21 protein-coding genes, 1 pseudogene and 2 riboswitches are annotated in these 20,921 nt (G+C 56.5%); of the genes and pseudogenes, 10 read left to right on the top strand and 12 right to left on the bottom strand.

The window, feature by feature from the left end; translation table 11 throughout:
• Window positions 1-63: 63 nt before the first annotated feature.
• The 6 genes from LCM21_RS07865 to LCM21_RS07840 are packed head-to-tail and all read right to left on the bottom strand — an operon-like array spanning window position 64 to window position 6,147.
• Complete coding sequence (locus LCM21_RS07865) at window positions 64-1,065, bottom strand: DUF6925 family protein (protein ID WP_224890110.1); 1,002 nt, start codon at window positions 1,063-1,065, stop codon at window positions 64-66.
• Entirely contained in the window at window positions 1,016-1,714 is a 699-nt protein-coding gene (locus LCM21_RS07860) for an adenosylcobinamide amidohydrolase (protein ID WP_224890109.1), read from the bottom strand. The genes LCM21_RS07865 and LCM21_RS07860 overlap by 50 nt, the downstream gene beginning before the upstream one ends.
• Window positions 1,711-2,469, bottom strand: coding sequence for an ABC transporter ATP-binding protein (locus LCM21_RS07855; RefSeq protein WP_224890108.1), 759 nt, complete (start codon window positions 2,467-2,469; stop codon window positions 1,711-1,713). Before LCM21_RS07855 ends, LCM21_RS07860 begins: the two co-directional genes overlap by 4 nt.
• Complete coding sequence (locus LCM21_RS07850; RefSeq protein WP_224890107.1) at window positions 2,466-3,449, bottom strand: FecCD family ABC transporter permease; 984 nt, start codon at window positions 3,447-3,449, stop codon at window positions 2,466-2,468. The genes LCM21_RS07855 and LCM21_RS07850 overlap by 4 nt, the downstream gene beginning before the upstream one ends.
• Window positions 3,446-4,276, bottom strand: a complete 831-nt coding sequence (locus LCM21_RS07845) for an ABC transporter substrate-binding protein (RefSeq protein ID WP_224890106.1) — start codon at window positions 4,274-4,276, stop codon at window positions 3,446-3,448. The genes LCM21_RS07850 and LCM21_RS07845 overlap by 4 nt, the downstream gene beginning before the upstream one ends.
• A gap of 2 nt (window positions 4,277-4,278) precedes the next feature.
• Window positions 4,279-6,147: a TonB-dependent receptor plug domain-containing protein gene (locus LCM21_RS07840; RefSeq protein WP_224890105.1), complete on the bottom strand. Its 1,869-nt coding sequence runs from the start codon at window positions 6,145-6,147 to the stop codon at window positions 4,279-4,281.
• A 153-nt stretch (window positions 6,148-6,300) separates the two neighbouring features.
• Window positions 6,301-6,504, bottom strand: a riboswitch (cobalamin riboswitch).
• A gap of 714 nt (window positions 6,505-7,218) precedes the next feature.
• On the opposite strand from LCM21_RS07840, the gene LCM21_RS07835 reads away from it, so the two are divergent.
• The 5 genes and pseudogenes from LCM21_RS07835 to LCM21_RS07815 all read left to right on the top strand — a co-directional run bounded on the left by LCM21_RS07835 (window position 7,219) and on the right by LCM21_RS07815 (window position 12,518).
• Entirely contained in the window at window positions 7,219-7,944 is a 726-nt protein-coding gene (locus tag LCM21_RS07835) for a Crp/Fnr family transcriptional regulator (protein ID WP_224890104.1), read from the top strand.
• Window positions 7,945-8,270: 326 nt separating this feature from the next.
• Window positions 8,271-8,678 (top strand): cytochrome c, encoded by a 408-nt coding sequence (locus tag LCM21_RS07830; protein ID WP_224890103.1) that lies wholly within the window; start codon window positions 8,271-8,273, stop codon window positions 8,676-8,678.
• Window positions 8,679-8,683: 5 nt separating this feature from the next.
• Window positions 8,684-10,440, top strand: a pseudogene (locus LCM21_RS07825) (nitric oxide reductase activation protein NorD).
• Between the two features lie 219 nt (window positions 10,441-10,659).
• Window positions 10,660-11,853 (top strand): NnrS family protein, encoded by a 1,194-nt coding sequence (locus LCM21_RS07820; protein ID WP_224890102.1) that lies wholly within the window; start codon window positions 10,660-10,662, stop codon window positions 11,851-11,853.
• Window positions 11,850-12,518 (top strand): NnrU family protein, encoded by a 669-nt coding sequence (locus tag LCM21_RS07815; protein ID WP_224890101.1) that lies wholly within the window; start codon window positions 11,850-11,852, stop codon window positions 12,516-12,518. The genes LCM21_RS07820 and LCM21_RS07815 overlap by 4 nt, the downstream gene beginning before the upstream one ends.
• Before the next feature lie 111 nt (window positions 12,519-12,629).
• On the opposite strand, the gene LCM21_RS07810 is transcribed toward LCM21_RS07815, so the two are convergent.
• A complete protein-coding gene (locus LCM21_RS07810) occupies window positions 12,630-13,442 on the bottom strand; it encodes a hypothetical protein (protein WP_224890100.1) in 813 nt (270 codons plus the stop codon).
• A gap of 201 nt (window positions 13,443-13,643) precedes the next feature.
• On the opposite strand from LCM21_RS07810, the gene LCM21_RS07805 reads away from it, so the two are divergent.
• Together LCM21_RS07805 and LCM21_RS07800 are read left to right on the top strand one after the other, a co-directional pair.
• Window positions 13,644-14,561 carry a LysR family transcriptional regulator gene (locus LCM21_RS07805; RefSeq protein ID WP_224890099.1) on the top strand — a complete coding sequence of 306 codons (918 nt, stop codon included), beginning with the start codon at window positions 13,644-13,646 and terminating at the stop codon, window positions 14,559-14,561.
• A 153-nt stretch (window positions 14,562-14,714) separates the two neighbouring features.
• On the top strand, window positions 14,715-15,095 hold the full coding sequence (locus LCM21_RS07800) for a PAS domain-containing protein (RefSeq protein WP_224890098.1): 381 nt from the start codon (window positions 14,715-14,717) through the stop codon (window positions 15,093-15,095).
• Window positions 15,096-15,101: 6 nt separating this feature from the next.
• On the opposite strand, the gene LCM21_RS07795 is transcribed toward LCM21_RS07800, so the two are convergent.
• The 5 genes from LCM21_RS07795 to LCM21_RS07775 all read right to left on the bottom strand — a co-directional run bounded on the left by LCM21_RS07795 (window position 15,102) and on the right by LCM21_RS07775 (window position 17,885).
• The gene (locus tag LCM21_RS07795) at window positions 15,102-15,500 is read right to left on the bottom strand and encodes a DUF4149 domain-containing protein (RefSeq protein ID WP_224890097.1); all 399 of its coding nucleotides are present in this window, start codon (window positions 15,498-15,500) and stop codon (window positions 15,102-15,104) included.
• 18 nt (window positions 15,501-15,518) lie between these two features.
• A complete protein-coding gene (locus tag LCM21_RS07790; protein ID WP_224890096.1) occupies window positions 15,519-16,370 on the bottom strand; it encodes a methyltransferase family protein in 852 nt (283 codons plus the stop codon).
• A complete protein-coding gene (locus LCM21_RS07785; RefSeq protein WP_224890095.1) occupies window positions 16,367-16,825 on the bottom strand; it encodes a thiol-disulfide oxidoreductase DCC family protein in 459 nt (152 codons plus the stop codon). The genes LCM21_RS07790 and LCM21_RS07785 overlap by 4 nt, the downstream gene beginning before the upstream one ends.
• A gap of 218 nt (window positions 16,826-17,043) precedes the next feature.
• Window positions 17,044-17,400: a VOC family protein gene (locus tag LCM21_RS07780; protein ID WP_224890094.1), complete on the bottom strand. Its 357-nt coding sequence runs from the start codon at window positions 17,398-17,400 to the stop codon at window positions 17,044-17,046.
• Between the two features lie 47 nt (window positions 17,401-17,447).
• Entirely contained in the window at window positions 17,448-17,885 is a 438-nt protein-coding gene (locus LCM21_RS07775; protein WP_224890093.1) for a VOC family protein, read from the bottom strand.
• Window positions 17,886-17,990: 105 nt separating this feature from the next.
• On the opposite strand from LCM21_RS07775, the gene LCM21_RS07770 reads away from it, so the two are divergent.
• From LCM21_RS07770 to LCM21_RS07760, 3 genes are all read left to right on the top strand, one after another.
• The gene (locus tag LCM21_RS07770) at window positions 17,991-18,701 is read left to right on the top strand and encodes a helix-turn-helix transcriptional regulator (protein ID WP_224890092.1); all 711 of its coding nucleotides are present in this window, start codon (window positions 17,991-17,993) and stop codon (window positions 18,699-18,701) included.
• Window positions 18,702-18,932: 231 nt separating this feature from the next.
• A riboswitch (cobalamin riboswitch) is annotated at window positions 18,933-19,062 on the top strand.
• A 27-nt stretch (window positions 19,063-19,089) separates the two neighbouring features.
• Window positions 19,090-19,353, top strand: coding sequence for a metal ABC transporter solute-binding protein, Zn/Mn family (locus LCM21_RS07765; protein ID WP_224890091.1), 264 nt, complete (start codon window positions 19,090-19,092; stop codon window positions 19,351-19,353).
• Between the two features lie 179 nt (window positions 19,354-19,532).
• Window positions 19,533-20,918, top strand: coding sequence for a cytochrome ubiquinol oxidase subunit I (locus LCM21_RS07760; protein WP_224890090.1), 1,386 nt, complete (start codon window positions 19,533-19,535; stop codon window positions 20,916-20,918).
• Window positions 20,919-20,921 lie beyond the last annotated feature (3 nt).

Genomic DNA, 20,921 nt, shown 5'->3' with positions numbered 1-20,921 from the left:
CAATGACCCGGCACTTTCGACCAAACGCGGTTTCGTTGGATTATCGCGCTTAACTGCCGTTTTCTAATGGCCGGGGTTTTCCGGTTCTGTCAGCGCGGCTTCGCGATCAAAGGCTGATGCCCAGTCATCCAGCAGAGGGCTGTTGCCGTGCAACAGACGCCACTGGCGAATCCCGTTGCGCCAGCCCGCTCGGCCAACGCGTGTGGTTGGCTCGGACGCTTCAGCGGCGGGCACACCCTGCTCCAACAGGCGCCACGCGTCTTGCTTGGCGGTGATATAGTCTTCGGGTGCCCAGGCGTTCAGCAGCTTTTGAAACGCGTCAAAGGCGGCCCGGTTGAAAGGTTTATCCTCGCCCAATCGTCCGATCACAGGATTCTCGGGGTGCAACGCTCCGCATGGCGTCAGCCCGGCTGGAATCGGTGTATTGGCAGAATGCGTGCGTCCTGCCCGCAGCAGTTTGGGCAGGACATGGGTGTGCGGTCCCTCGGGCGACTTGCCGCCCGTATCCGGACCTCCGATCATTTGATAGACTTCTACGCGCCCAATCCGTGTCAGCGCGACGCGATGCGGGTGGGCGGCGAGGATCGCAGGCATCGCAGGGTTGCCAACCTCGAACAGCGACCTTCCTGCGTTTTCCCGCAGGATCTTCAAAAGGTCGCCATCCAAAGTGCGGATACAGAAATCCACCTGGAACTGGTTCAGACCCATGTCGAACAGGATGCCTTGGCGATCCTCGACGCGGATCGCGTCCGCGTCCGGCCCCAGTTCCGTCAGCACCTCCCGCTGGTGCATGGCCGCCATTTCCTGTGGCAAACACAATGAGACAGCCTGGGTCCAGCGATGCGGTTTCGGGCTTAGGGTTTCATAGGCAACGGGAACGACATTTTCCAAGCTATCCAAACGGATACCGCCACGTGACGTGAATTGCACATGCTCTTTCATATCCTCGGGGGAGGGATCGCCGTCGACATGATGGAACTCGGCAATGGCACCGAAAGACCCCATATTCCAGCCGCTATCTTCCTGAGTCAGAGCCTGTTGCGTGACCAAGGCCAGATCTAGCATGCGTGGGTTCCTTTCGTTCCGAAATCCAAGCGGTCATCCCGGCAGCAACTGCATCGTAGACGGCGCGCCCGACAGCTTCACCAATATCTGTATGAAGCCCGGCAAAGTCCACTGTTCCGATCGGTGCCGCGACGGCAACGCAATCCGTACCCGTGCCAGTTGCGACCCCCGTGGGCAGGTTAAAATGGGCGTCCATCACGGCAGCGGTCCGGGCTTGCACGGCGATGCTCATGGCTTCGATCAGACCGGTTTGGCTTAGCCCGGTATCGACGCGCACGGCCACGTTGATGGTGCCCCAATCACGGTTTGAGTAGTCGACACGCTGGCCGACCCTTTCACCATTGGACAGGCCCACCGTGGCCACGGCCTGCGCCACCACAGATCCAACCTCGGCAGTCCGCGACTCGAAATGTTTGATCGCCCGTGACGTCAACAGGGCTACTGCATCCTCTTTGTTGCGGTGCTTCAACTCGTTTGCCAACCACATGCGCACATCCATTCCCTGGGGCAGATCGGCGTTGCGCACCTCACGCCACAGAATCTGTGAGGCCAGAACAAAACCGGGCCGGTTGACTGACCAGCTCAGCACTGCCATTTGCTGCCCAAGGTCAAATCTCAGCCACGGGGCGTTCAATGTCAGACCGTTCACCCGACGACCTCAAGCGGTTGAAACACGGGACCAGAGACGGTGTTCTCGTGCCAGACGGAAATGCCAAAGCTGCGCGCCATCAGATTTGCTGAGAGGACTTGCGCCGGAGGGCCGTCAGCGATCACACCGCCCTCTGCCAACAGGATCAGCCGCGTGCAATGACGCGCGGCAAGCCCAAGGTCATGCAAGGACACAAGCACAGCCCTGCCTTCATCGGCGAGATCACGGAACACTTTCATGGTCGAAATCTGATGTGCAGGATCCAGACCTGCGGTGGGCTCATCTGCCATCAGGATGGGCGTGTCTTGTACCACGGCCCGCGCGATCAGCGCACGGGCCTGCTCACCGCCCGAAAGGCGGGATGCAGCACGCAGGCGTAGCGCCCCCAGATCCATTCTGTCGATGACCTGGTCAATAAGAGCCTGATCCCTTTCAGGTATCGCACCTGTTGGTGATAGATGCGGCAGGCGTCCAAGCGCAACAAGCCGCTCAACGGCGACCGGCCATGCGATTTCGCGCGCTTGCGGCATCCATGCGACTGTCCGGGCCCGGTCACGGGCGGTCAGGTTCGCAAGCGAGCTTTGACCGGAATGTGGTATCAACCCCAGCGCCGCCCGCATCAGGCTGGTCTTGCCTGCACCGTTGGGGCCGATTAGCCCCACCATCTCACCAGCAGAAATCGTAAGGCTGACCCTGCGAAACACCTCTCGGTTTCGCAGGGTGACGCCCAGATCGCGCAATTCCAAGGCGGTCATAGCATGTCTCTCCGCGTCTTGTAGATCAGGTGCAGGAAGAGTGGCGCACCTACAAGGGCGGTAACAACACCCAGTTTAAGATCACGGTCGGGCAGGATAATCCGCACCGCGATATCAGCCAGTTGCAGCATGACGGCGCCACCAAGCGCTGAAGCCAAAAGCAATCTGGACGGGCTGGCGCCGACCATTGGCCGTAAGATGTGTGGGACCACAAGGCCGACAAATCCTATCGCTCCGGCAACGGCCGTTCCTCCCCCTACGATACTTGCCGTTCCCAGCACCAACAAGATACGCAGACGGGACAGGTTGATGCCAAGCGTTTCGGCTGCTTCTTCGCCCAGCGTCAGCGCATCCAACCCTCGGGCCGTTACAGCAATCATAATTGCACCGACGAGGAAAAAGGGCAGCGCCAGCCAGACATGCACCATCGACCGATCTGACAAAGATCCCATCATCCAGAAAACGATTTCATTGGCCGCAAAGGGATTGGGCGAGAGATTCAGCGCCAGCGAGGTCAGCGCGCCGGCTAGGGCAGAGATCGCGATCCCGGCAAGGATCAGCGTCAAAGACCCACCGCGCGGCCCCGCAAGCATCATGATCAGTGTGACTCCAATCACAGCTCCGGCAAGAGCGGCGAAGGGAAGGGCCAGTACACTGCTTGCGGCCAGACCGGTGTAAATCGCCAGCACAGCCCCCAAGGCCGCAGACCCGGAAACACCCAGTAACCCGGGTTCGGCCAGCGGGTTGCGCAGATAGCCCTGCATCGCGGCCCCTGCAAGGCCCAGCCCTGCGCCAATAAAAATCGCCAAAATGGCGCGCGGCAGACGAATTTCGCGCATCACCAGCGTCAGCGGCCCGTAATCTGCGGAGAACAAGGCAGCCAGACTGTCCCCGGCGGGGATACCCGCCGGACCGATGGTCAGAGATAACAGAAACAGCCCAACTCCGCAGGACAGCAGAACGATCATAAGGCGCGTCATTCAATGCCCCGTTGCCAGTCTTCGCGTGCACGCCTGAGGTTATCAATCGCGCGAACGACGTAAGGAGTACCGCAAACCCAGTCGCGATCTGACACCAGTACCTGACCCGAGCGCGCCCGTAGATGTTTGACCACGGGATGCTGCAAGTATTCTTCGGCCCGGCTGTGTCCCGGATAGGGTTGCGCGGTGATCACGATGTCCGGGTTGGACAGCGCCAATTGTTCCAAAGGCAATACGCCCCCGGCGGTCATGCCCATCTCTGCCGCGATATTTTGCAGCCCTGCGGCGGTCAGAATTTGGCCCGACAGTGTTTGATCACCAGATGTCCAACCGTGCGTTGAGTATATCGCGGCACGAGGTCCATGCGCCCCATTTGCGGTGAGTGCTGCAAGCCCTGCCTCATAGTCCTGCAAAAGCTTGTCCGCAGCCTCTTGACGACCCAGGACCTTTCCCATTTTCCGGATGTTGGTGCGGATATCCTCCAGCGAGCGGGCGGACTCGAACACGACGACAGGAACACTCAGCCTTCTGAGCATGTCCACCGTCGCCTGTGCAGAAAAGCGATTTGCGATCACGAGATCTGGCCGTTGCAGGTAGATTTCTTCGGCGAGACCGTGATTGACCCCGTAGCGCATGGCTTCTTTGGTCATGGCCGACACGCGGCTGTCGCGCGCGAAATAAGACACCGAGATCAGTTGGCCAGGGGCGGCCAGCATCATGGCCAACTGATCGGTGCACACATTTATCGAGACCACGCGCTGCGGTTGCGCCCAGGTCATTTTGGTCAGGCTGACCAGAACACAAACAGCAATCAACCGCAGCCACATGATTAGAACGCCGCGCTCAGGCCGATATAACCGGTGCGCCCGCGTTTGGCGAAACCCCAGACGTCGGAGTATTCCCTGTCGAACAGGTTAACGATACGACCAGTCAGTTTAACGTTATCGGTCAGTGAATACTGCGCCGCAACATCAACGGTTACGTAGTCGGGCAGTTTTTTCGTTTCAAAGCTACCGAAGAATTGCGTGTCGTAATTGTCCGCCACATAACGAATATCGCCGGTTACAGACCCACGCCCTTGCAGGAACTCTTGCGTTGCGGTCAGCAATAATTCGTGCCGGGGGCGGCGAACTTCCACCGATCCATCCGGGTTTTCCGCGTCGATATAGGTGTAGCTTAGACGCAGATCGAGCGTGTCTGTCGCCTCAAGCGTGCCCGAAACCTCGACCCCGCGGCGGGTACTGTCCCCGGCTTGGTTGATGAAGGTCGAACTGCCCAAAACCGGATCGAAGACCGCCGTGATTTCATCAGTTAGATCGTCGTGAAACAGGGTCACATCAACCAATCCGCGCCCGGCCCAAAACGGCACTTCGGCACCCAGATCGAAAGACTTGTTTTTCTCGGGTTTCAGGTTTGGGTTGCCGACAAATCCAAAAGAGTCGGCAAACAATTCGAAGTAAGATGGATTGACGATGCCTGTCCCGGCCGATCCATGCAAACGCACGCCTTGAGGCAGAGTGTAAGACGCCGCCAATGTCCAGGTGAAATCATTCTGGAACGTTTTGTTGTCGTCGTACCGGATGCCGGCCTGAACATTCAGCCCATTCTGCAGCGATCCCCGATATTCCAGCGCGTATGATGTTGTTTCGCGCTCAAACTCGGGATCAGAGGAACTACTGTCCTCTTCCCATTCCACAATTCCGTTCAGCAAGTGGTTGCTGTCAACCGTCGCGCGCCCATCAAGGCCGAGGCTGAGAAGATAACGGGCCGAGTCCCGATCCGTTTCGGTCGGTGTGCCACCATTGGTGGATTGTTCGTTATCCGTCCGATCATAGCTGAAACGGTGAACCATTTGACCTCCTCGTGCCTCGTATTCGGCGTAGACTTGACCAAGCCGCTCCTTCCGCTCAGACCGTTGGGTAGGATCGTCTACGACGTAACCCTCGGGGGTGGTGGCCAGGAAGTCTGTGCTGTCGAAGTCATAGTTTTCATCTGAATCGCGAAACACAAACCCAAGTTTCAGACCTTCGGCAACAAAATAATCTCCGGTCAGGTCAATCGTGGTGCGGTCAACACTGTCTTTTTCCCCATTGCTGCCGGAGTAGTCATATCCGTCATCGTCCAGCCGCGCGATACCGACAGCGATGCCGCCTTTATCGTTACGATAGGAATACCGGGCGGACGCGTTGTACCCGTCACCAAATTCAACCGTGCCACCATATTCGTGACCCAGCCCGCCTCTCTTGGTGATGATGTTGACCACACCAGCCGAAGCGTTCGAACCATAGAAAACGGATTGCGGGCCGCGCAAAACCTCGATGCGTTCAATATTGGCCGTCTGAATGCCGGACAGGATGTATTCTCCGTCACCGCCGGCTGCCGGAACGCCGTTGATCAGGATCAGCGTATGGTTGGCTTCGGCGCCCCGGATTCGAACTTGCGTCAAGGCATCACCTGATCCGCTGACGGACACACCCGGAACAGCCCGCAGGGCGTCTTGCACTGTCGTGATACCACGCTGCTCGATCTCCTGCGAGGTAATCACACTGGCTGCACGGCCGTATTTCTGTTCTTCAATGGGTGTGAAGCCCCCGGAAATCACGATTGTTCCGATATCAATCGTTTCTTGCGCGTGGGCAGACGTCGCAACTGCAAAAACTGTCGCGGCTGACGCTTTCAGTAAGGCGGTTTTCTTCATTGTTTGTCCCTCGGACCCCTTTCTGGAGAAAGGGCATAAGACACCTTGTTCGGTGTCTTGATTGGTTGTTGTCGTTGGAGGAAAACAACCTCCGCAGACGGCGAAATGTCACCGCTACGGATAGACCGTTGCCAAAGACGCGCCCCGCGTCCGGACAGGGTGATCGCTCTGGCAGGTCTCCTGACTCTCGGATCGACGCCAAACCGGGCCTTCCCATCCCTTTTAGGACAGTGGCATGTGCCGGCAAAGCTCACCGCTTACAGTTGCGGGGGCAGTCGAGGAATTGGCGCAATGGCCGCACCCCGTTCCCTATTATCCGGATGGAATCCCACCCGGACCAGAACGCGCGAAAATTGACTGTATCTACCGCGAATTGTCAATCGTGAAGTTGCGATAAGCCTTGAAAATCAGGTTGCGCTGTCTCAAACGCCTGACGTGCGCGCCGAGTAGATGAGGTCGGCTGTCCGCAGTTTATGAGCTATGGGTCATCTGCGTCGTCGCATCAGTTTATGCCCAAATCGTACAGGGTCTGGTCAATCCCGTCGCATTCGTGACAGATGGTCAGGAGGCCGGGGACCGAGCCGATCATAGACGTAGCCCACATTTCCGCACCGCGATCTTCAATCAAAACTGCCACCTTTTTGCCGTTTCGACGGTGATTACGATAGTCTTGGGTCCGCTGGCCGCGACCTGCTCATGAACGCGTGCAAAGGGCGGCGCGACGAGTTTTCTATCAGGCGTATACCCGCTTTGACCTGGTGGTTTGGCAATGCCTGCAGCCTCTTTTGGGGCAGCCGGCATACAGAGCTTTGTCGAGGCGGCGTTGGTCGCCTTCAACGTTGAGACAAGCGGTGACAAAATGGCAGGCTTGGCAGAAATGCAACAAACCAGATACTTGCCAAGGCTGTCATAAACATTGTGCTAACTTTTTGGCTGTGGCTTCTCGGGCTGATCCATTGGCATTTTCGCAAGTGGGTACTGTTCTGGAACAAATGTCTTGCGGCGTCATGCCCGGGTTGGATCGGCGAGATTTAGTGGCCACTAGCCCGGATGTTGTGGCATAGGCGGTTCATGAACGACCTACCGACGCGCAAGACCTTGCCGCAGCTTGACGAAAGCCTGCTGACGCATCTGCCGCCCTTTTCAAAACTGGAGCGCCGACAGCTGCGCACGATCCTTGATCAGGCAAGCTCACGCCGATACGAACCCGGTACCGCAATCTTTGAAGAAGATGCGCCGGCCGACCGGTTTTATTTGTTGCTTGATGGATATGTTCGCGTCGTCAGGGTTACGCCGACAGGTGAACAGGTCACTGCACTACACATTCCAGCGGGACAATTGATGGGTTTTGCCAAGGCGATTGGGCGGCAGACCTATCCCGCGACGGCGATAACGGCAACCGAAAGCATCGCGTTGAGTTGGCCCATGCGGCTTTGGGAAACGTTCGCAGCAGAATATGAAGGCTTTTCGACCGAAACCTACAAGACCGTTGGAACCCGTCTGGGTGAGATAAACAATCGGGTTGTCGAAATCTCAACCTTGCAGGTTGAACAACGCGTCGCCAGTGCGCTGCTGCGCCTTATCCATCATACCGGCCGTGAAGTTCCTGACGGGATCGAGATCGATTTTCCGATCACGCGGCAGGATCTTTCGGAAATGACCGCAACCACCCTGCATACCGTCAGCCGCCTGCTTAGTGCGTGGGAAAAGAAGGGGATGGTTGAAAGCCGCCGAAAACGGATCAAGGTGCTTGATCCGCGTGCTTTGGCCGCAATCAGTGAGGCCAGAATAGAATAGTGTTTCGTTGCTTCCCATAACTCGGGCAGGAACGCGTCATCATTCACGTCGTATTCGCAATGCGCTTCAGCGTTCGTGTGAAAGGGACTTATCAAACAGCACACACAGCGTCCAATGCCGCATGAACACGGCAACCGTTTGTGGACGGCACGGCATTATACTTTCCAAGGGCAGATTGGAATTTTCCAGGCTCGGTTTTTTGCGTAGACCTCTCCTATTTTTCGAACATCTAGGCAAGGAAATCATCAGAACATTGCGCTTGCGCAAACTTGGTCCGATTGCCACCGGCTAACTATTCCCCATTCCTTGCCCGCAAAGGTAAGCTAATGGCGGAAATCTTAACGAAATCATGCGCGCGCAACATTTTCTGCGGAGGCTCGATTTTTTTTGCCGTGGTTTTCGTGGCCCTGACCGTTCAGTCCCACCGGTATGTCGTCAGCACGTCAACCTCGGGGATGGAGTTGAGTGATGTGGTCGTTCACGGCGAACACATTTGGGAAATACGCTCCTGCATCAATTGCCACAGCCTCCACGGAGTGGGCGCGTATTTAGCGCCCGAACTCGGAAACGTCATGACCCCGTGGGGCGTTCAGGACAGTCCCGAAGATGCCTTTGATTTCCTGAAAGGTTGGATCGAGTCGCAACCAAGCGGCATCGCAGCCCAACCTCAGCTGAGCGACGAGCCAGATGTGCAGCAGGCGTTGCGTGATCTTGTTCTGGCTGTCTACGGATAGGTCGGATGCGTCTCGTTGATCTCATGCAGCCAGAGGGAACGATCGGCAACCTCTGGCACGATATGGCAAGTGGGATTGGCGCTGAGACGCGCTTTCCCTCGGCGCGTGTGGAATTGGCATCTGTGCGCCCCAGCCTGGCGGTTCTTTTCCGTGCACTTGGTGGCTCTGGCGGGGTTGAAATCGGAGAGGCTGCCGCGACGCTGGTGCGACATCGGCAGCCACTCAAACGCAAATTGGGGGCAGAACGCGACCGTGAATATGTGGCTCGATACGATAGCGAAAAGCTATACTTTCCTCCGGTTATAAATACGTTTCTCGACCCCAGGCTGAACCGCGCGGCGTATTTCTGGCTGACTGCCCTTGCCGCGAAAACCGAGTTTGCGACCTTGGACCTTGCAGGTGCTGGACCAACCCACGACTATGCTCAGATCTACGCAAATGCCCATGCGGCGGATGCCGTTTTCAAAAGTTGCCCGGGTCTGCGCGCAGACTACGCAGAGATGGCGGCCTATTGCGCCAAGACGCGACCGGATTTGCATCGGCCAGCACAAGAAGCGTCGATTGAACAGGCAATTCGCATGCAGCTGGGCGGTGATGTGCTTAGCTTTGGTAAAACTGCAAGCACAACCCGCAGTTTCATGCCATTTGCACCAGTGCCAATCTGGTTGCGGTTTGAAGCTCCGGGACAAGGCGGAAGCGCTGCGCCTGAGGCAGAAACAGAGCAATCCGCGCCGGCTCCATCGGCGTCACTCAGCCGCCGCAAGCTCGGCGAGCGGAAAGATCAGGACCAGCACAGCCGAAAGGACAGTTTCATCATAGGTCGTTTCGAATCCATTCTTTCATGGGTCGAGTCGATGAACATCAATCGCAATATCGACGATGACGATGATGAGAACGCCCAAAAAGCCGCCGACGATGAGGATCGGATTACGCTGTCGAAGCAGGATCGAAAGACCGCGACACGCCTGAGGCTGCATCTTGATCTGTCGCCCGCCGATGCAGATCACGAAGCGTTGGAGGGCGAATATACATACCCGGATTGGAACCACCGATCTCGTAGCTACATGCAGGATCACTGCCGGGTTCTTGAGGGGCCGATACAGTCTGAACCGCCACAGTATGCCCCGAATGACCGGTATGTTCACGCTGTGCGTCGGCGGTTTGAGGCGCTTCGCCCGCGGCGGGTGCTTCAACCGCGTCAGATTGATGGGCAAGAGCTTGATCTTGATGCCCTGCTGATCGCGCGCGCGGATTTATTGGCCACCGGACGCGGGGCTGATCGTATCTGGCAAGCCGCGCAACAGGTGGACCGCTCAGCGATTTGGGGGTTTTCGTCCCTGCGGCGCAATCGCGTGTTTCTGACGCGCTGCAAGGGGTTTGAAGAAAAGATGGGTGCCAATGTGACCAACGCGATCGGCGCGATAAAACCCGGCCACTATACCCGTCTTGGCGCAGCCATCCGACATATCAGTACACAGCTTGCCAAGGAGCCAAGCGCCCGCAAACTGCTGATCGTGCTGACGGACGGCAAACCCAACGATCTTGATCACTACGAGGGCCAGCACGGTATCGGAGACAGCCATAGGGCTGTGCGCGAAGCCCGGACCGTCGGCCAAGGCTTGCATGACGTGATATTGACGAAGACGGGCAGGATTGGTTTGCGCGAATCTTTGGGTGCGGTGATTTCACGCTTTTGCCAAACCCCGAGCGCCTGTCGCGGGCGCTGCCGGAAATCTACCGAACACTCACACAGGAGACCTGACATGCGCAGCTTATTATTTTGCGTCGCCTTACTATTTGCGTCACCGGCATTTGCTGAAAACTTCGACCGGCCAATTCCGCAGGCGCAATCCGCAACCTAATGGATGTGGCAGACAATGGAACTCAAAGATGAAGACCGATACGTGTGGCGTCCGTCCCAAACGTGTTGCGCACCTTGGCAACAGCTTGCAGTACTTTCCGCCAGTGAAGGAGGACGGTGATGTCACAAACTTCTGCTGAAAAGATGCGCGCCTGGAAAGGCCCGGCACTCTTTAGTTTTGGATTTCGGCCCTTCTTTCTGTTTGCGGCTGTATGGGCGGTTTTCTCAATGATGCTGTGGCTCGCGGCGCTGGCAGGCGCTGTGGTTTTGCCAACAAGATTTGATAGCATCTCATGGCACGCGCATGAATTTCTTTTTGGCTACCTGGGTGCTGTGCTAGCCGGTTTTCTGCTGACAGCAGTGCCGAACTGGACCGGACGATTGCCGATCGTGGGGCGGCGGTTGGCAGGTCTGTTTGCGCTTTGGGTCATCGGGCGGTTCGCAATCCTGTTCTCAGCGACTCTGCCAATCTGGTTGGCCCCGGTTGTCGACCTGTCACTTTCTGTTGTTCTTGGCGTGGTCATCCTTCGTGAGATCGTTGCAGGCAAAAACTGGCGCAACCTGATCGTGTTGGCTCTGCTGGCGGTCTTTACCCTTGCCAATGCCATTTTCCACTACGAAGCCCTTTCCGGTGGCTATGCGGCGCAAGGGGTTGGTTTAAGACTTGGCGTTGCCACCGCCATGATGATGATCGCAGTCATAGGTGGCCGCATCGTGCCCTCATTCACGCGCAACTGGCTTGTTCGCCAGCACAACCCGGCCCGGCCCGCTCCGCCGATGCAGAGATTTGACAAAGCTGTCCTTCTTCTGAGCCTTCTTGGTTTGGGTCTTTGGACGCTGAGACCCTTTGATCTGCTCACAGCAGTAGCCTTGATCGCCCTGGGTGTACTGCATTTCGTCCGGCTTATTCGATGGCAGGGACATCAGACACTTGCCGAACCGTTGGTTTGGGTTTTGCACGCGTCTTACCTTTTTGTTCCGCTCGGTGCGCTGGCGCTCGGGGTTGATCGGATTTTGGATAGCCCCAACACTGCAGGAGCACAGCATTTGTGGATGGCTGGTGCGATCGGCACCATGACACTGGCTGTTATGACCCGGGCCACTTTGGGTCACACGGGGCAAGAACTAAGGGCCAATCGAATGACTGTTTTGGTGTATTTGTGCATCTTCGGATCCGTGCTCACCCGACTGTTGACGTCTGTCTGGTCAGAGATGATCCATATCTCAGGATGCTTGTGGTTGGTCGCATTCGCCGGGTTTGTCTGGGCTTACGGCCCCGCCCTGATGCGACCCAAAACGGTTGATGGGGCATGAGTTGGACCGGCTTTGCGGCGATATTTGCCGCGTTCTTCGTTACTCATTCGATCCCGGTGCGCCCGGCCGTCAAAGCCCGCATCGTCGCGCAGACGGGCTCGGCGGGTTTCGACATCGGATACTCGATCCTGTCGCTTGCGATGCTGTCCTTGCTGATCTGGTCCGCAGGTCAGGCCCCATATGTGCAGCTTTGGCCCCAGCATCCGTGGCAGCGCCACATGGTCCAGATCGGTATGCTTGGGGTGTGCCTGATCTTGGCCTTTAGTATCAGTCGACCCAATCCCTTGTCTTTTGGTGGTCGCCGAAACGAACGGTTTGACCCGCAACACCCTGGGATCGTGCGCTTCACAAGACATCCGATCCTTTTGGCTTTGGCATTGTGGGCCGGGTTGCACCTGCTGCCGAATGGCGATCTTGCGCATGTTCTTTTGTTTGGCGTTTTGGGCTGCTTTGCCGTCGCAGGACGCAAAATAATTGACCTGCGCAAACGTCGTGACTTGGGTGAGGAGAATTGGGAGGCTGTTGTAGCACAGATCAATCGTGCACCGCTGTTTCAAATACCAGTGTCATGGCGGCAGGTATTGCTGCGGCTGTTTGCGGGAGTTGTTCTTTTTGCAGTCCTTTTCACATTGCATCCGCTTGTCATAGGAGTTTCAGCCGGTTGATCCTGAACTGACGCTAGGTCAATCAGGAGAATTCACAACCTTATTCCACGATGTATGGAGGTATTGAAAAGCAGCTGCCGACAGGTCCGCCGTCCGCAGCCGCTTGGGTGTTCAGTTGGTCTTCAGCGGGGCGTTCAGAAGCACGGGCTTGCTTCCGGATGTATCTATCCACGCGTTGGTGCCATTCAGGCGTGACCCGGCAATATTGTCCGCGTCGAACCGCATCTCGAATTGTTCGGGTCCATGGGCATAGGCAACAACAAGGCCGAATTCAGGGTCAAGAAACCCGCCATGGGGCTTGATACCCGGATAGCTGATGCGCCATGCCTCTCCGTCCAGACCGACATAGCCGAGTGTCAGCTTGCCGATCACATCGCCGGGCAGCTCGAAAAACCAAACCCAAGGTCCGCCAGAGACAATCGTCATAACCTCGTCAATGCCCACACCTTCATCCGTGTGATTGACGTGCAATGGGCCGAACTTGTTGTGAACCCATGCACGGGTTTCGGCGTCCATCTTGTTCATGTCGTAAATTTTGGGGTACGGTGCCATCCCTTCTTCGAACGTGGTAAGTGAGCCACCGTTTTCGACCGTCGGCGTGCGACCAGCTGCCTTGATCTCGGCCAGAAGGTCCGCACGTGTCAGCTCGAAATCAGAAATCAACTGAGCTTCTTCTTCGGCTGTGATTGCGCGGCTGTGCGACGCTTCAAGTATAGGCAAGGCCTGTTCCGGGATCGAGACAGTGCTGACGCGGACGCCGACGCTTTGCAGCACTGCGTTCACGTCTTCCACGCCAAATGTTGCGGCGCGCCCATCGGTGTATTCAAGTTTCAACACGCCAGCGGTGTCTTCTGGGTTGGCAAAGGCCTGCGCGGGCAAGCACAGAACAGCCGCTGCCATAACAAGTTTTGAGAACAGTTTCATGGTGGATTTCTCCAGTTCAGGTTTCACAGGGCGTCCCTGGTTGGCTGCCAAAAAACAGGGACAATCTGCGGCACGGTTTTGCACTGCCGCATGGTTTCTTCTGGATGGCTCTGTAAATCTATTCGGTTTCCATGCCGCAGATAATCCGGCTATTGTGAAACCGTATGTTGAGAAAAAATCACCCAAAGCTGGAGAGGGACAATGGAGGGAATGGGCGATATCCCGGTCGTTGTGGCGGTTGCTGAAACGCAAGGATTTGCTGCTGCGGCCCGTCGGCTGGGGGTGTCGAAATCCGCAGTCAGCAAAAGGGTTACGCAGATTGAAAAACGACTGGGCGCGCAGCTGTTTCACAGATCTACACGCAACGTTAGCCTGACCGAGGCGGGCGAGCATTTCTATTCGCATGCAGTCAGGTCGCTTGATGCGGCGCGTGAGGCTGAAGACAGCGTTCTGGCCCTTCAGGATTCGCCCAAAGGACGCCTGAAGGTGAACGTACCAATGGTTTTCGGGCGCTTGCACATCGCGCCGCTCATGTCCGCGTTTTTGCGGCGGTATCCGGGCGTGGCCGTCGATATGGTGATGGATGACCGGGTGATCGACTTGTTTGCTGACGGCTTTGATCTAGCTTTGCGCGGCGGCACGCTGGCGGATTCGATGCTTGTTGCGCGTAAAATCGCACCTTTACGCAATGTTCTGGTGGCCTCACCAGAATACCTGGGGCGGCATGGAAGGCCGGAAACGATTAGTGATCTGAACGGCCACAACTGCTTGCAGTATTCCTACAGCCGGGACTTTCAGGTATGGGTCTTCCGGTTCGGAGGCAAGACCAAAACCTTTCGCCCCACCGGCAGCTACAGTGTGAATAACGGGGATGCGCTGCGTGAGGCGATCCTTGGCGGAACGGGCATCGGACGATTGCCGACCTTCACCGCAGGACCAGATCTTGTTGCGGGACGGCTGGAAAGAGTGCTGCCAGAATGCCCACTGCCGTCACAGACGCTTTACGCCATCTATCCAGAGCGTCGCCATTTGCCTGCGAAGGTGCGTGTTTTCATCGACTTCATTCTGGAACATCTCGGGGGGGATTTACCGCCTTGGGACAGGGATGTCGGCGAATAAGACTTGCAACAGTGTGGTAGGTTTGCCGAGTGACCGAGACGAAGGGGCGCACAACTTGTTTGCGAAGACCTCTATGCGAAGCTCAACTGATGCCGTTGATCAGCCGTATCGAGAAGCCTATAAAGTACAAATATTTGAATAAAGGAAGATAGTATGACCCATCGCGACCTGGATACGGATTACATGCGATCCCTTTTGGAAACAGATGAAGTCGAAATGAGCGTAGTGTTTTCCGACCCATCACAACCCGACAATCCCATGATTTATGTCAGCGATGAATTTGAAAAACAAACGGGTTATAGCGTTGAAGAGGCCTTGGGGCGAAATTGCCGTTTTCTGCAAGGATCCGACACCAGTCCCTGGACCATCGAAGCCGTTCGCATGGGGCTTAAGGCGCAAACACGATTTACGATCGACATTTTGAACTATCGCAAAGACGGAACGCCATTCGTAAACCGTCTGCGCATCCGCCCGATTTACGATGGGCAGGGGCAGTTGATGTTTTTTGCCGGAGCTCAAAACCCAGTGGGATGAAAACAATCAGGATTGACCGGCGAGCCGTATTATTACGAAGGCTGCGCAGCAGATATGCGCCAATGTTATCACTACAGACAGAGTGTGAAGCCGCTTAAATCGGCTTTTATCTCCTGAATCCGTTGCAGCATTGATCGCGGGCATCAGAACCTGCCGTGCAAAAACCGTCGTCACCGCAATTACACCCATGAATGCGCTGGAAATCGGGTCTCTGCCGATCAGAAGGATGGCAGCCACCGCCGAGGTTGCCAGTACGAACAAGTAGAAATACGGGAATGCACGTCGAATAAGCGGCCCCGCCGTTTCCGCCGGGAGAGCCGTGAATACAAACGCGGCAAACCCGAAGGAATAGAGCGTCGTCCCACCAAACATCAGAGCGGTGACAAGAAGTGCTAATTCAAGCATCTGTGGACCTTCCCTGTTCTAATTCTTGGAAGCGGGATGCCGAAGACCCTGCGCCGAAGAACGGCCCGTGAATCTCAGCTTTGGAACGGCGTAGGGGACGTCTTTCTTGTAGTCTTCAAAGCGGCGGCCAAAACGTTTTTCAAACCGGCGCTCTTTTAACATCGGTGCCGCAAGACAATAGGTCGTAAGCGCGATTGCAAGGGTAAGTTGGTCAGGGGTCCATATCGGGACCGTCCACAACGTTAACGCGAAGGCAACGTATATCGGCTGGCGTATCACGCGGAACAAGCCTGTTGTCGGCATGTCAGGGAACACGGGCTTTGCATTTTGCATAAGAGACATCCAACCCAGTGCACCCGACTGAACTTCGGCGCCCGCGTCCCAACTGGCTTTGATCAGCAATGCCCAGGACGCCACGTACAATGCTGTGACCAGATAAAACGCCCACCCCTCGGCCTGCCACCAAACAATACCGCTTGGCGTCCACAGAACAAAAAGGGCCAGAAGTTGCAGTGAAGCGATCATGGCGTAAGTTGTCGTGCCCAAAGTTGCGCCGTGCGGGCCGGGGACAAAACGAGCCAGCCACTTCATACCACGGCCGGTCATCAGAAGAGAGTGCGCCAAAGGGAACTGTAAAATCAGTAGCGCGTTGGTCAGTGCGGCGGCTGGCCATGGCACCGTGCCAAGGCTTTTGCCCATGCCGAAGAACATCGCAATCACCATGGCGGCAACCGCCAACGCAAATACAATATGTGTGACAAGCCCAAAACCAAGCGCGATCATGATCCTGCCCGCGCCCGGTTCGGGGCTCAATGCACCGTTTGCAAGCCTGAGCAGTCGCTTTAGATGACCATCGCCTGGACTGGTCATACGGTGGTATCCGAGTGTTTCTTCGGCTTAGCCCCCAATCGCGAGGCGATCCGTGACAGCATCGGTCGCAGGGGCAGGAACATGCGATAGGCAAACTCCATGACCTGCACCGCGCCGGGAAGTTGAGCTACGCGCGCAAGCCATCGCCACTTGGGCAACGCCCGCCAAACGGCGACAAACCCATTTGCTCCGGACACAAGCGTTCCATCAGGCAATTGCACGTGAAACCTTGCCATTGCTTTGTCCTGCGAGAGCCCCTCTGCAAGCTGTGCGTCAGGGTCTGAAACATCCACAAACCGTAAGCCATCTGCGCCTTCGCAAGAGGCATAATGCCCTATTTCAAGGGAACAGAGCGGGCAGGAGCCATCAAAATACACAGTGGCACGTTGCGGGGCCGTGTCATTTGCTCCGCAAGTGTTTTGCTTTTGAACCGCCTGATCGTCATCCTTGGGCATGTGGTTTTTCTTCCTGAAAGTTATCAGTTCAGTCCGGGAAGAACGTAGTCCGAGGAACCAAAAAACCACTGTGAAACGATGCGATATGACGCCGCATTGTTCCGTTTCGTGGGCGCGCCGTGCACTCTGTGGCCACTGTGAAGATGCAAAGATGACGGCAATCGGACGTTCGGTCGCGTTTAATCTGATTGCTAGCCGACCAGCGGAGTTTCAATACGCTAATCCGAAAGGCACAGCTTATTGCTGTCCAGATCCCGTACATATGCTGAAAATCGTGGGCCACGCAGTTTCGGCTCGCCCGCGCATGTCCCGCCTAACGCGATTGCAAGAGTGTAGAGCCTCTCGACCTCCTCGGGTGATCCCACGCTAAAGCCGACCATGGTGCCGTTGCCATTGGTGGCGGGCTGCTTGTCAAAAGGGATGGCGGCCGCAAAGGCAGAACCTTCGCCCAACCAATACGTCATCCTCTCACTGGGCGAGACGCGATTCATTCCGGAACGATCGAAAAGTCGGTCGTAGAACCGTGTCGCAGCGTCCATGTCATTCGTCCCGATAACGCAGTAGTTCATTTGCATTGTAAATTTCCTTTTTTAAGCGTGTCCGATTGTGTTTTTCGCTGTCGTCACTTGCCGGTCAGCTTGAAGAATTCGATCAATTGGCCGGTGGGATCAGTGATCTTGAGAAGGTGGATACCGGGCTCTTTGATTATTTCGGGTGCTGCGGCACCGGTTGCCACGACGCGGGATTGAAGCACTTCAAGATCGGCAGCTTGCAGATAGGGAACCGCGTCTGACCCAGGCTCAGCCCCGGGTGCGTACCGGTCCCGAGATACGATGACGAACCAACCGCCTTCGATGTCGAAAGCAACAAAATCGGGCAGTTCGATTGTCGGCGCACGGCTAAACAGATTGCGGTAGAAGGACTTAGACTGCTGCACGTTGTCACTTGGCACATAGGCACCCATGGCGGTTATCGCCGTGTCATTTGCACCATCTGTGGTTTGAGCGGCACCTGCGATTGGAATGAAAAGGGCAAGGGCTAGCGAAAGGGCTGATCTCATGATGGGGTTCCTTAATTGACATCGGTCGTGTCTCTACACCCCCTATGCTGACAGCGTGTTGTCAGCATAGTGTCAGTATTGGTGGTGTTGTCGAAAGGACCCCTTATGCGACGCGGTGACAGGCTGTTCGAAATCATCGAAATTCTGAGACGCGCGAAGGCGCCAATCTCGGCCCAGTCTATTGGGGCCGAATTGGGTGTCACAAAGCGTACGGTCTACCGGGATATGGCCGCTCTGATCGCGCAGGGTGTGCCAATCACCGGTGAAGCCGGTGTCGGCTACATCCTTGAGCCGGGTTTCCACATGCCGCCGCTGATGCTGACACCGGATGAGATCGAGGCGGTCATGCTCGGGGTCATGTGGGTCCAAACACGGGGGGAACCCGAACTGGCGGTGGCCGCAGAAAAGCTGATCGCCAAGTTGGAAACCGTTGCACCAGCCAAATACCGAACCTCGTTTCTAGAGCCAGTGGTCAGCGTTGCTCCGGTAGGCCAGCCGGAGGAGACGCTTGGGGCTGCATCCATCCGCCGGGCCATTCGGCACCGCAAGAAGATTTCTCTTGTTTATACAGATTTCACAGGTCGACATTCGCGCCGGGTGATCTGGCCAGTTCTTCTGGGCTATCGAGACACCAGCCGGATTATTGCCGCGTGGTGCGAACTGCGCGAGGGCTTTCGCTACTTCCGGACCGAGCGGATCGTCGAAGCGGAAGTTCTTGATACGCCAATCCCACGTCGCATGGATCTGTTGCGGGCCGAATGGCGCCAGGCTACGGACGCAGAACGCAAACGCTATGAGGACGGGATACGGGGCTAAGGTGCCCACTGCGGCAATCCGTGCCAATACGCCCAGCCCGTGCCTGGCTGCCTGACGCAAGCGGTTCTGGCCAAAATCACTCTACTCAGCCTCACGCCGCGCAAAAAAGAAGCCAACTGCCCTGTCCCAGCGGTATAATCTGCTTCTCATGTTGAAAAACCCTGACCGACCGAGTGATTTAAAGCGCATAAGGCGCGGTGGTTCCATGCGCGAGACGTGCCAAGAAGAATGGAATTCGGTACAGCCATCTGGCCAAATCCAAAGCTGTCCCCGCAACCGTAGGCGGAAAACCGTCCCGAGATCGTCCACTGGGCACAGACCTCGGAAAGATTTGGAAAGCGTTGACTTGCAAGTCAGTTGATCCCCGACCCTGCGGACAGCGCGTGGTGTGACCGCGCATGACACGTTTGGGGGCTTGTCGGATGCCCACGGTATGAACTTCCTTTCACCCGTCGGCCTCGATACCCAGGCAGAGCCTTCGGCACAAGACGTTGCAGTCCTGATTACTCAACTGAAAGCTGAAGGTTCGGCAGCACTGTTCGCAGAAAATATCATCGACCCGGCCCTGGTTCAGCAAATCTCGGAGGAAATGGCGCTCAAGATCGGTGGCCGCCTGTTCTCGGACGCACTGTTAATCGGGTCAGTCAGCTGAGCAACCCAACACGAGGTGGATTTTCACCATCAATTCGAAAAATCGCATTCATAGCAGTGGTATGAATGGGCCGTAGTTCGCATGGGATACTGTGCCGCATGACGGGCTGTCGCAGGGTGTCTTTTACCCTCAACAACCAACGCTAACTGTCTACCAAACGAACCACATACAGGTGTGAGATGGACACATTACTGCTGTCCCGAATTCAATTTGGGGCGAATATATCGTTTCATATTCTATTCCCGACGATCACGATCGCTTTGGGTTGGGTGCTGCTGTTTTTCAAGCTGCGCTTCAACGCAACCGGGGATGAGAAGTGGATGCAAGCCTATCGTTTTTGGGTCAAGGTCTTCGCTTTGTCCTTCGCGATGGGTGTCGTTTCCGGAATTACGATGTCTTTCCAATTCGGCACCAATTGGCCGGGCTTCATGGAGGCTGTCGGAAACATCGCAGGGCCGTTGCTGGCCTACGAAATTCTAACCGCGTTTTTCCTTGAGGCCGTGTTCCTTGGCATCATGCTGTTTGGCTTTTCAAAGGTGCCGAACTGGCTGCACACGACCGCAACTTTTCTTGTGGCGTTCGGTACCACCATGTCTGCGTTCTGGATTCTGGTTCTGAACAGCTGGATGCACACGCCCGCAGGGTTTGAGATGCGCGACGGCGTGGCCTTTGCGACAGATTGGTGGGCGATCATTTTTAACCCCTCGATGCCATACCGTTTGACCCATATGCTGTTGGCAAGTGGCCTTACAGTGGCGTTTTTGATCCTTGGCCTGTCAGCTTTTCGCTGGCTGGTCGGAGACCGTGGTTCGGACGTGCGTGCCACGTTTAAAACCGCGGCGTGGCTTGGCGCGCTGCTGATCCCTGTGCAAATCTACATGGGCGACCTGCACGGCCTGAACACACTGGAGTATCAGCCCCAGAAAGTGGCAGCCATGGAAGGCAATTGGGAGACCAAATCCAACGTCCCGTTGGTGTTGTTTGCTTTACCGGACGAGGAGTCGCGGGAAAACCACCATGAGGTCAGCATCCCGAACCTTGCCTCGATCATCCTGACGCACAAGGCCGATGGTGTTGTGCCGGGCCTGAACGATTTCGTGTCCGAGGATGGCACCGTTCTTCATCCGCCGGTTGCGCCTGTTTTCTGGTCATTCCGCGTTATGGTGGGCACAGGCATTACCATGCTTTTGCTCAGTTGGTCCGCGCTCTGGTTCATGCGGCGGGGCCGCGGGCCGGGTGGGGTGCCAAAGCTGATGCAGGTGGCGCTGGTGCCGATGGCCTTTTCAGGGTGGATTGCCACTCTGGCGGGTTGGTACACGACCGAAATTGGTCGCCAGCCGTGGCTTGTGCAGGGCGTGTTGACGACGGAACAGGCGGTGGCGGACGTTCCCGCCCCGATGGTGGGAACAACTTTGGCGGCATATCTGATGATTTATGCGCTGCTGCTGGCTGCTTATGTCGGAGTGTTGTTCTACCTGGCCCGTAAGGCGGCCAGAGTCGGCCTGTCGCAGCAAATTCAGGCTGCTTCGGCGCTCCGGGGCGTCAAAGCGGTACCGGCGGAGTAAGAC

It is taken from the genome of Ruegeria profundi (assembly GCF_020171505.1).
In the GTDB taxonomy this organism is placed as follows: Bacteria; Pseudomonadota; Alphaproteobacteria; order Rhodobacterales; family Rhodobacteraceae; genus Ruegeria; species Ruegeria profundi.
Note: the sequence above shows the minus strand (reverse complement) of the source record. Positions and strands in the feature narration are given on the sequence as shown.

Excerpts from the sequence above, each read along its gene's own strand:
- LCM21_RS07865 (WP_224890110.1), bottom strand. The coding sequence starts at position 1,065 with ATGCTAGATCTGGCCTTGGTCACGCAACAGGCTCTGACTCAGGAAGAT.
- LCM21_RS07790 (WP_224890096.1), bottom strand. The coding sequence starts at position 16,370 with ATGACCAGTCCAGGCGATGGTCATCTAAAGCGACTGCTCAGGCTTGCA.
- LCM21_RS07820 (WP_224890102.1), top strand. The coding sequence starts at position 10,660 with ATGTCACAAACTTCTGCTGAAAAGATGCGCGCCTGGAAAGGCCCGGCA.
- LCM21_RS07830 (WP_224890103.1), top strand. The coding sequence starts at position 8,271 with ATGGCGGAAATCTTAACGAAATCATGCGCGCGCAACATTTTCTGCGGA.
- LCM21_RS07795 (WP_224890097.1), bottom strand. The coding sequence starts at position 15,500 with ATGCTTGAATTAGCACTTCTTGTCACCGCTCTGATGTTTGGTGGGACG.
- LCM21_RS07800 (WP_224890098.1), top strand. The coding sequence starts at position 14,715 with ATGACCCATCGCGACCTGGATACGGATTACATGCGATCCCTTTTGGAA.
- LCM21_RS07770 (WP_224890092.1), top strand. The coding sequence starts at position 17,991 with ATGCGACGCGGTGACAGGCTGTTCGAAATCATCGAAATTCTGAGACGC.
- LCM21_RS07785 (WP_224890095.1), bottom strand. The coding sequence starts at position 16,825 with ATGCCCAAGGATGACGATCAGGCGGTTCAAAAGCAAAACACTTGCGGA.
- LCM21_RS07780 (WP_224890094.1), bottom strand. The coding sequence starts at position 17,400 with ATGCAAATGAACTACTGCGTTATCGGGACGAATGACATGGACGCTGCG.
- LCM21_RS07805 (WP_224890099.1), top strand. The coding sequence starts at position 13,644 with ATGGAGGGAATGGGCGATATCCCGGTCGTTGTGGCGGTTGCTGAAACG.
- LCM21_RS07855 (WP_224890108.1), bottom strand. The coding sequence starts at position 2,469 with ATGACCGCCTTGGAATTGCGCGATCTGGGCGTCACCCTGCGAAACCGA.
- LCM21_RS07760 (WP_224890090.1), top strand. The coding sequence starts at position 19,533 with ATGGACACATTACTGCTGTCCCGAATTCAATTTGGGGCGAATATATCG.
- LCM21_RS07810 (WP_224890100.1), bottom strand. The coding sequence starts at position 13,442 with ATGAAACTGTTCTCAAAACTTGTTATGGCAGCGGCTGTTCTGTGCTTG.
- LCM21_RS07775 (WP_224890093.1), bottom strand. The coding sequence starts at position 17,885 with ATGAGATCAGCCCTTTCGCTAGCCCTTGCCCTTTTCATTCCAATCGCA.
- LCM21_RS07840 (WP_224890105.1), bottom strand. The coding sequence starts at position 6,147 with ATGAAGAAAACCGCCTTACTGAAAGCGTCAGCCGCGACAGTTTTTGCA.
- LCM21_RS07835 (WP_224890104.1), top strand. The coding sequence starts at position 7,219 with ATGAACGACCTACCGACGCGCAAGACCTTGCCGCAGCTTGACGAAAGC.
- LCM21_RS07850 (WP_224890107.1), bottom strand. The coding sequence starts at position 3,449 with ATGACGCGCCTTATGATCGTTCTGCTGTCCTGCGGAGTTGGGCTGTTT.
- LCM21_RS07845 (WP_224890106.1), bottom strand. The coding sequence starts at position 4,276 with ATGTGGCTGCGGTTGATTGCTGTTTGTGTTCTGGTCAGCCTGACCAAA.
- LCM21_RS07815 (WP_224890101.1), top strand. The coding sequence starts at position 11,850 with ATGAGTTGGACCGGCTTTGCGGCGATATTTGCCGCGTTCTTCGTTACT.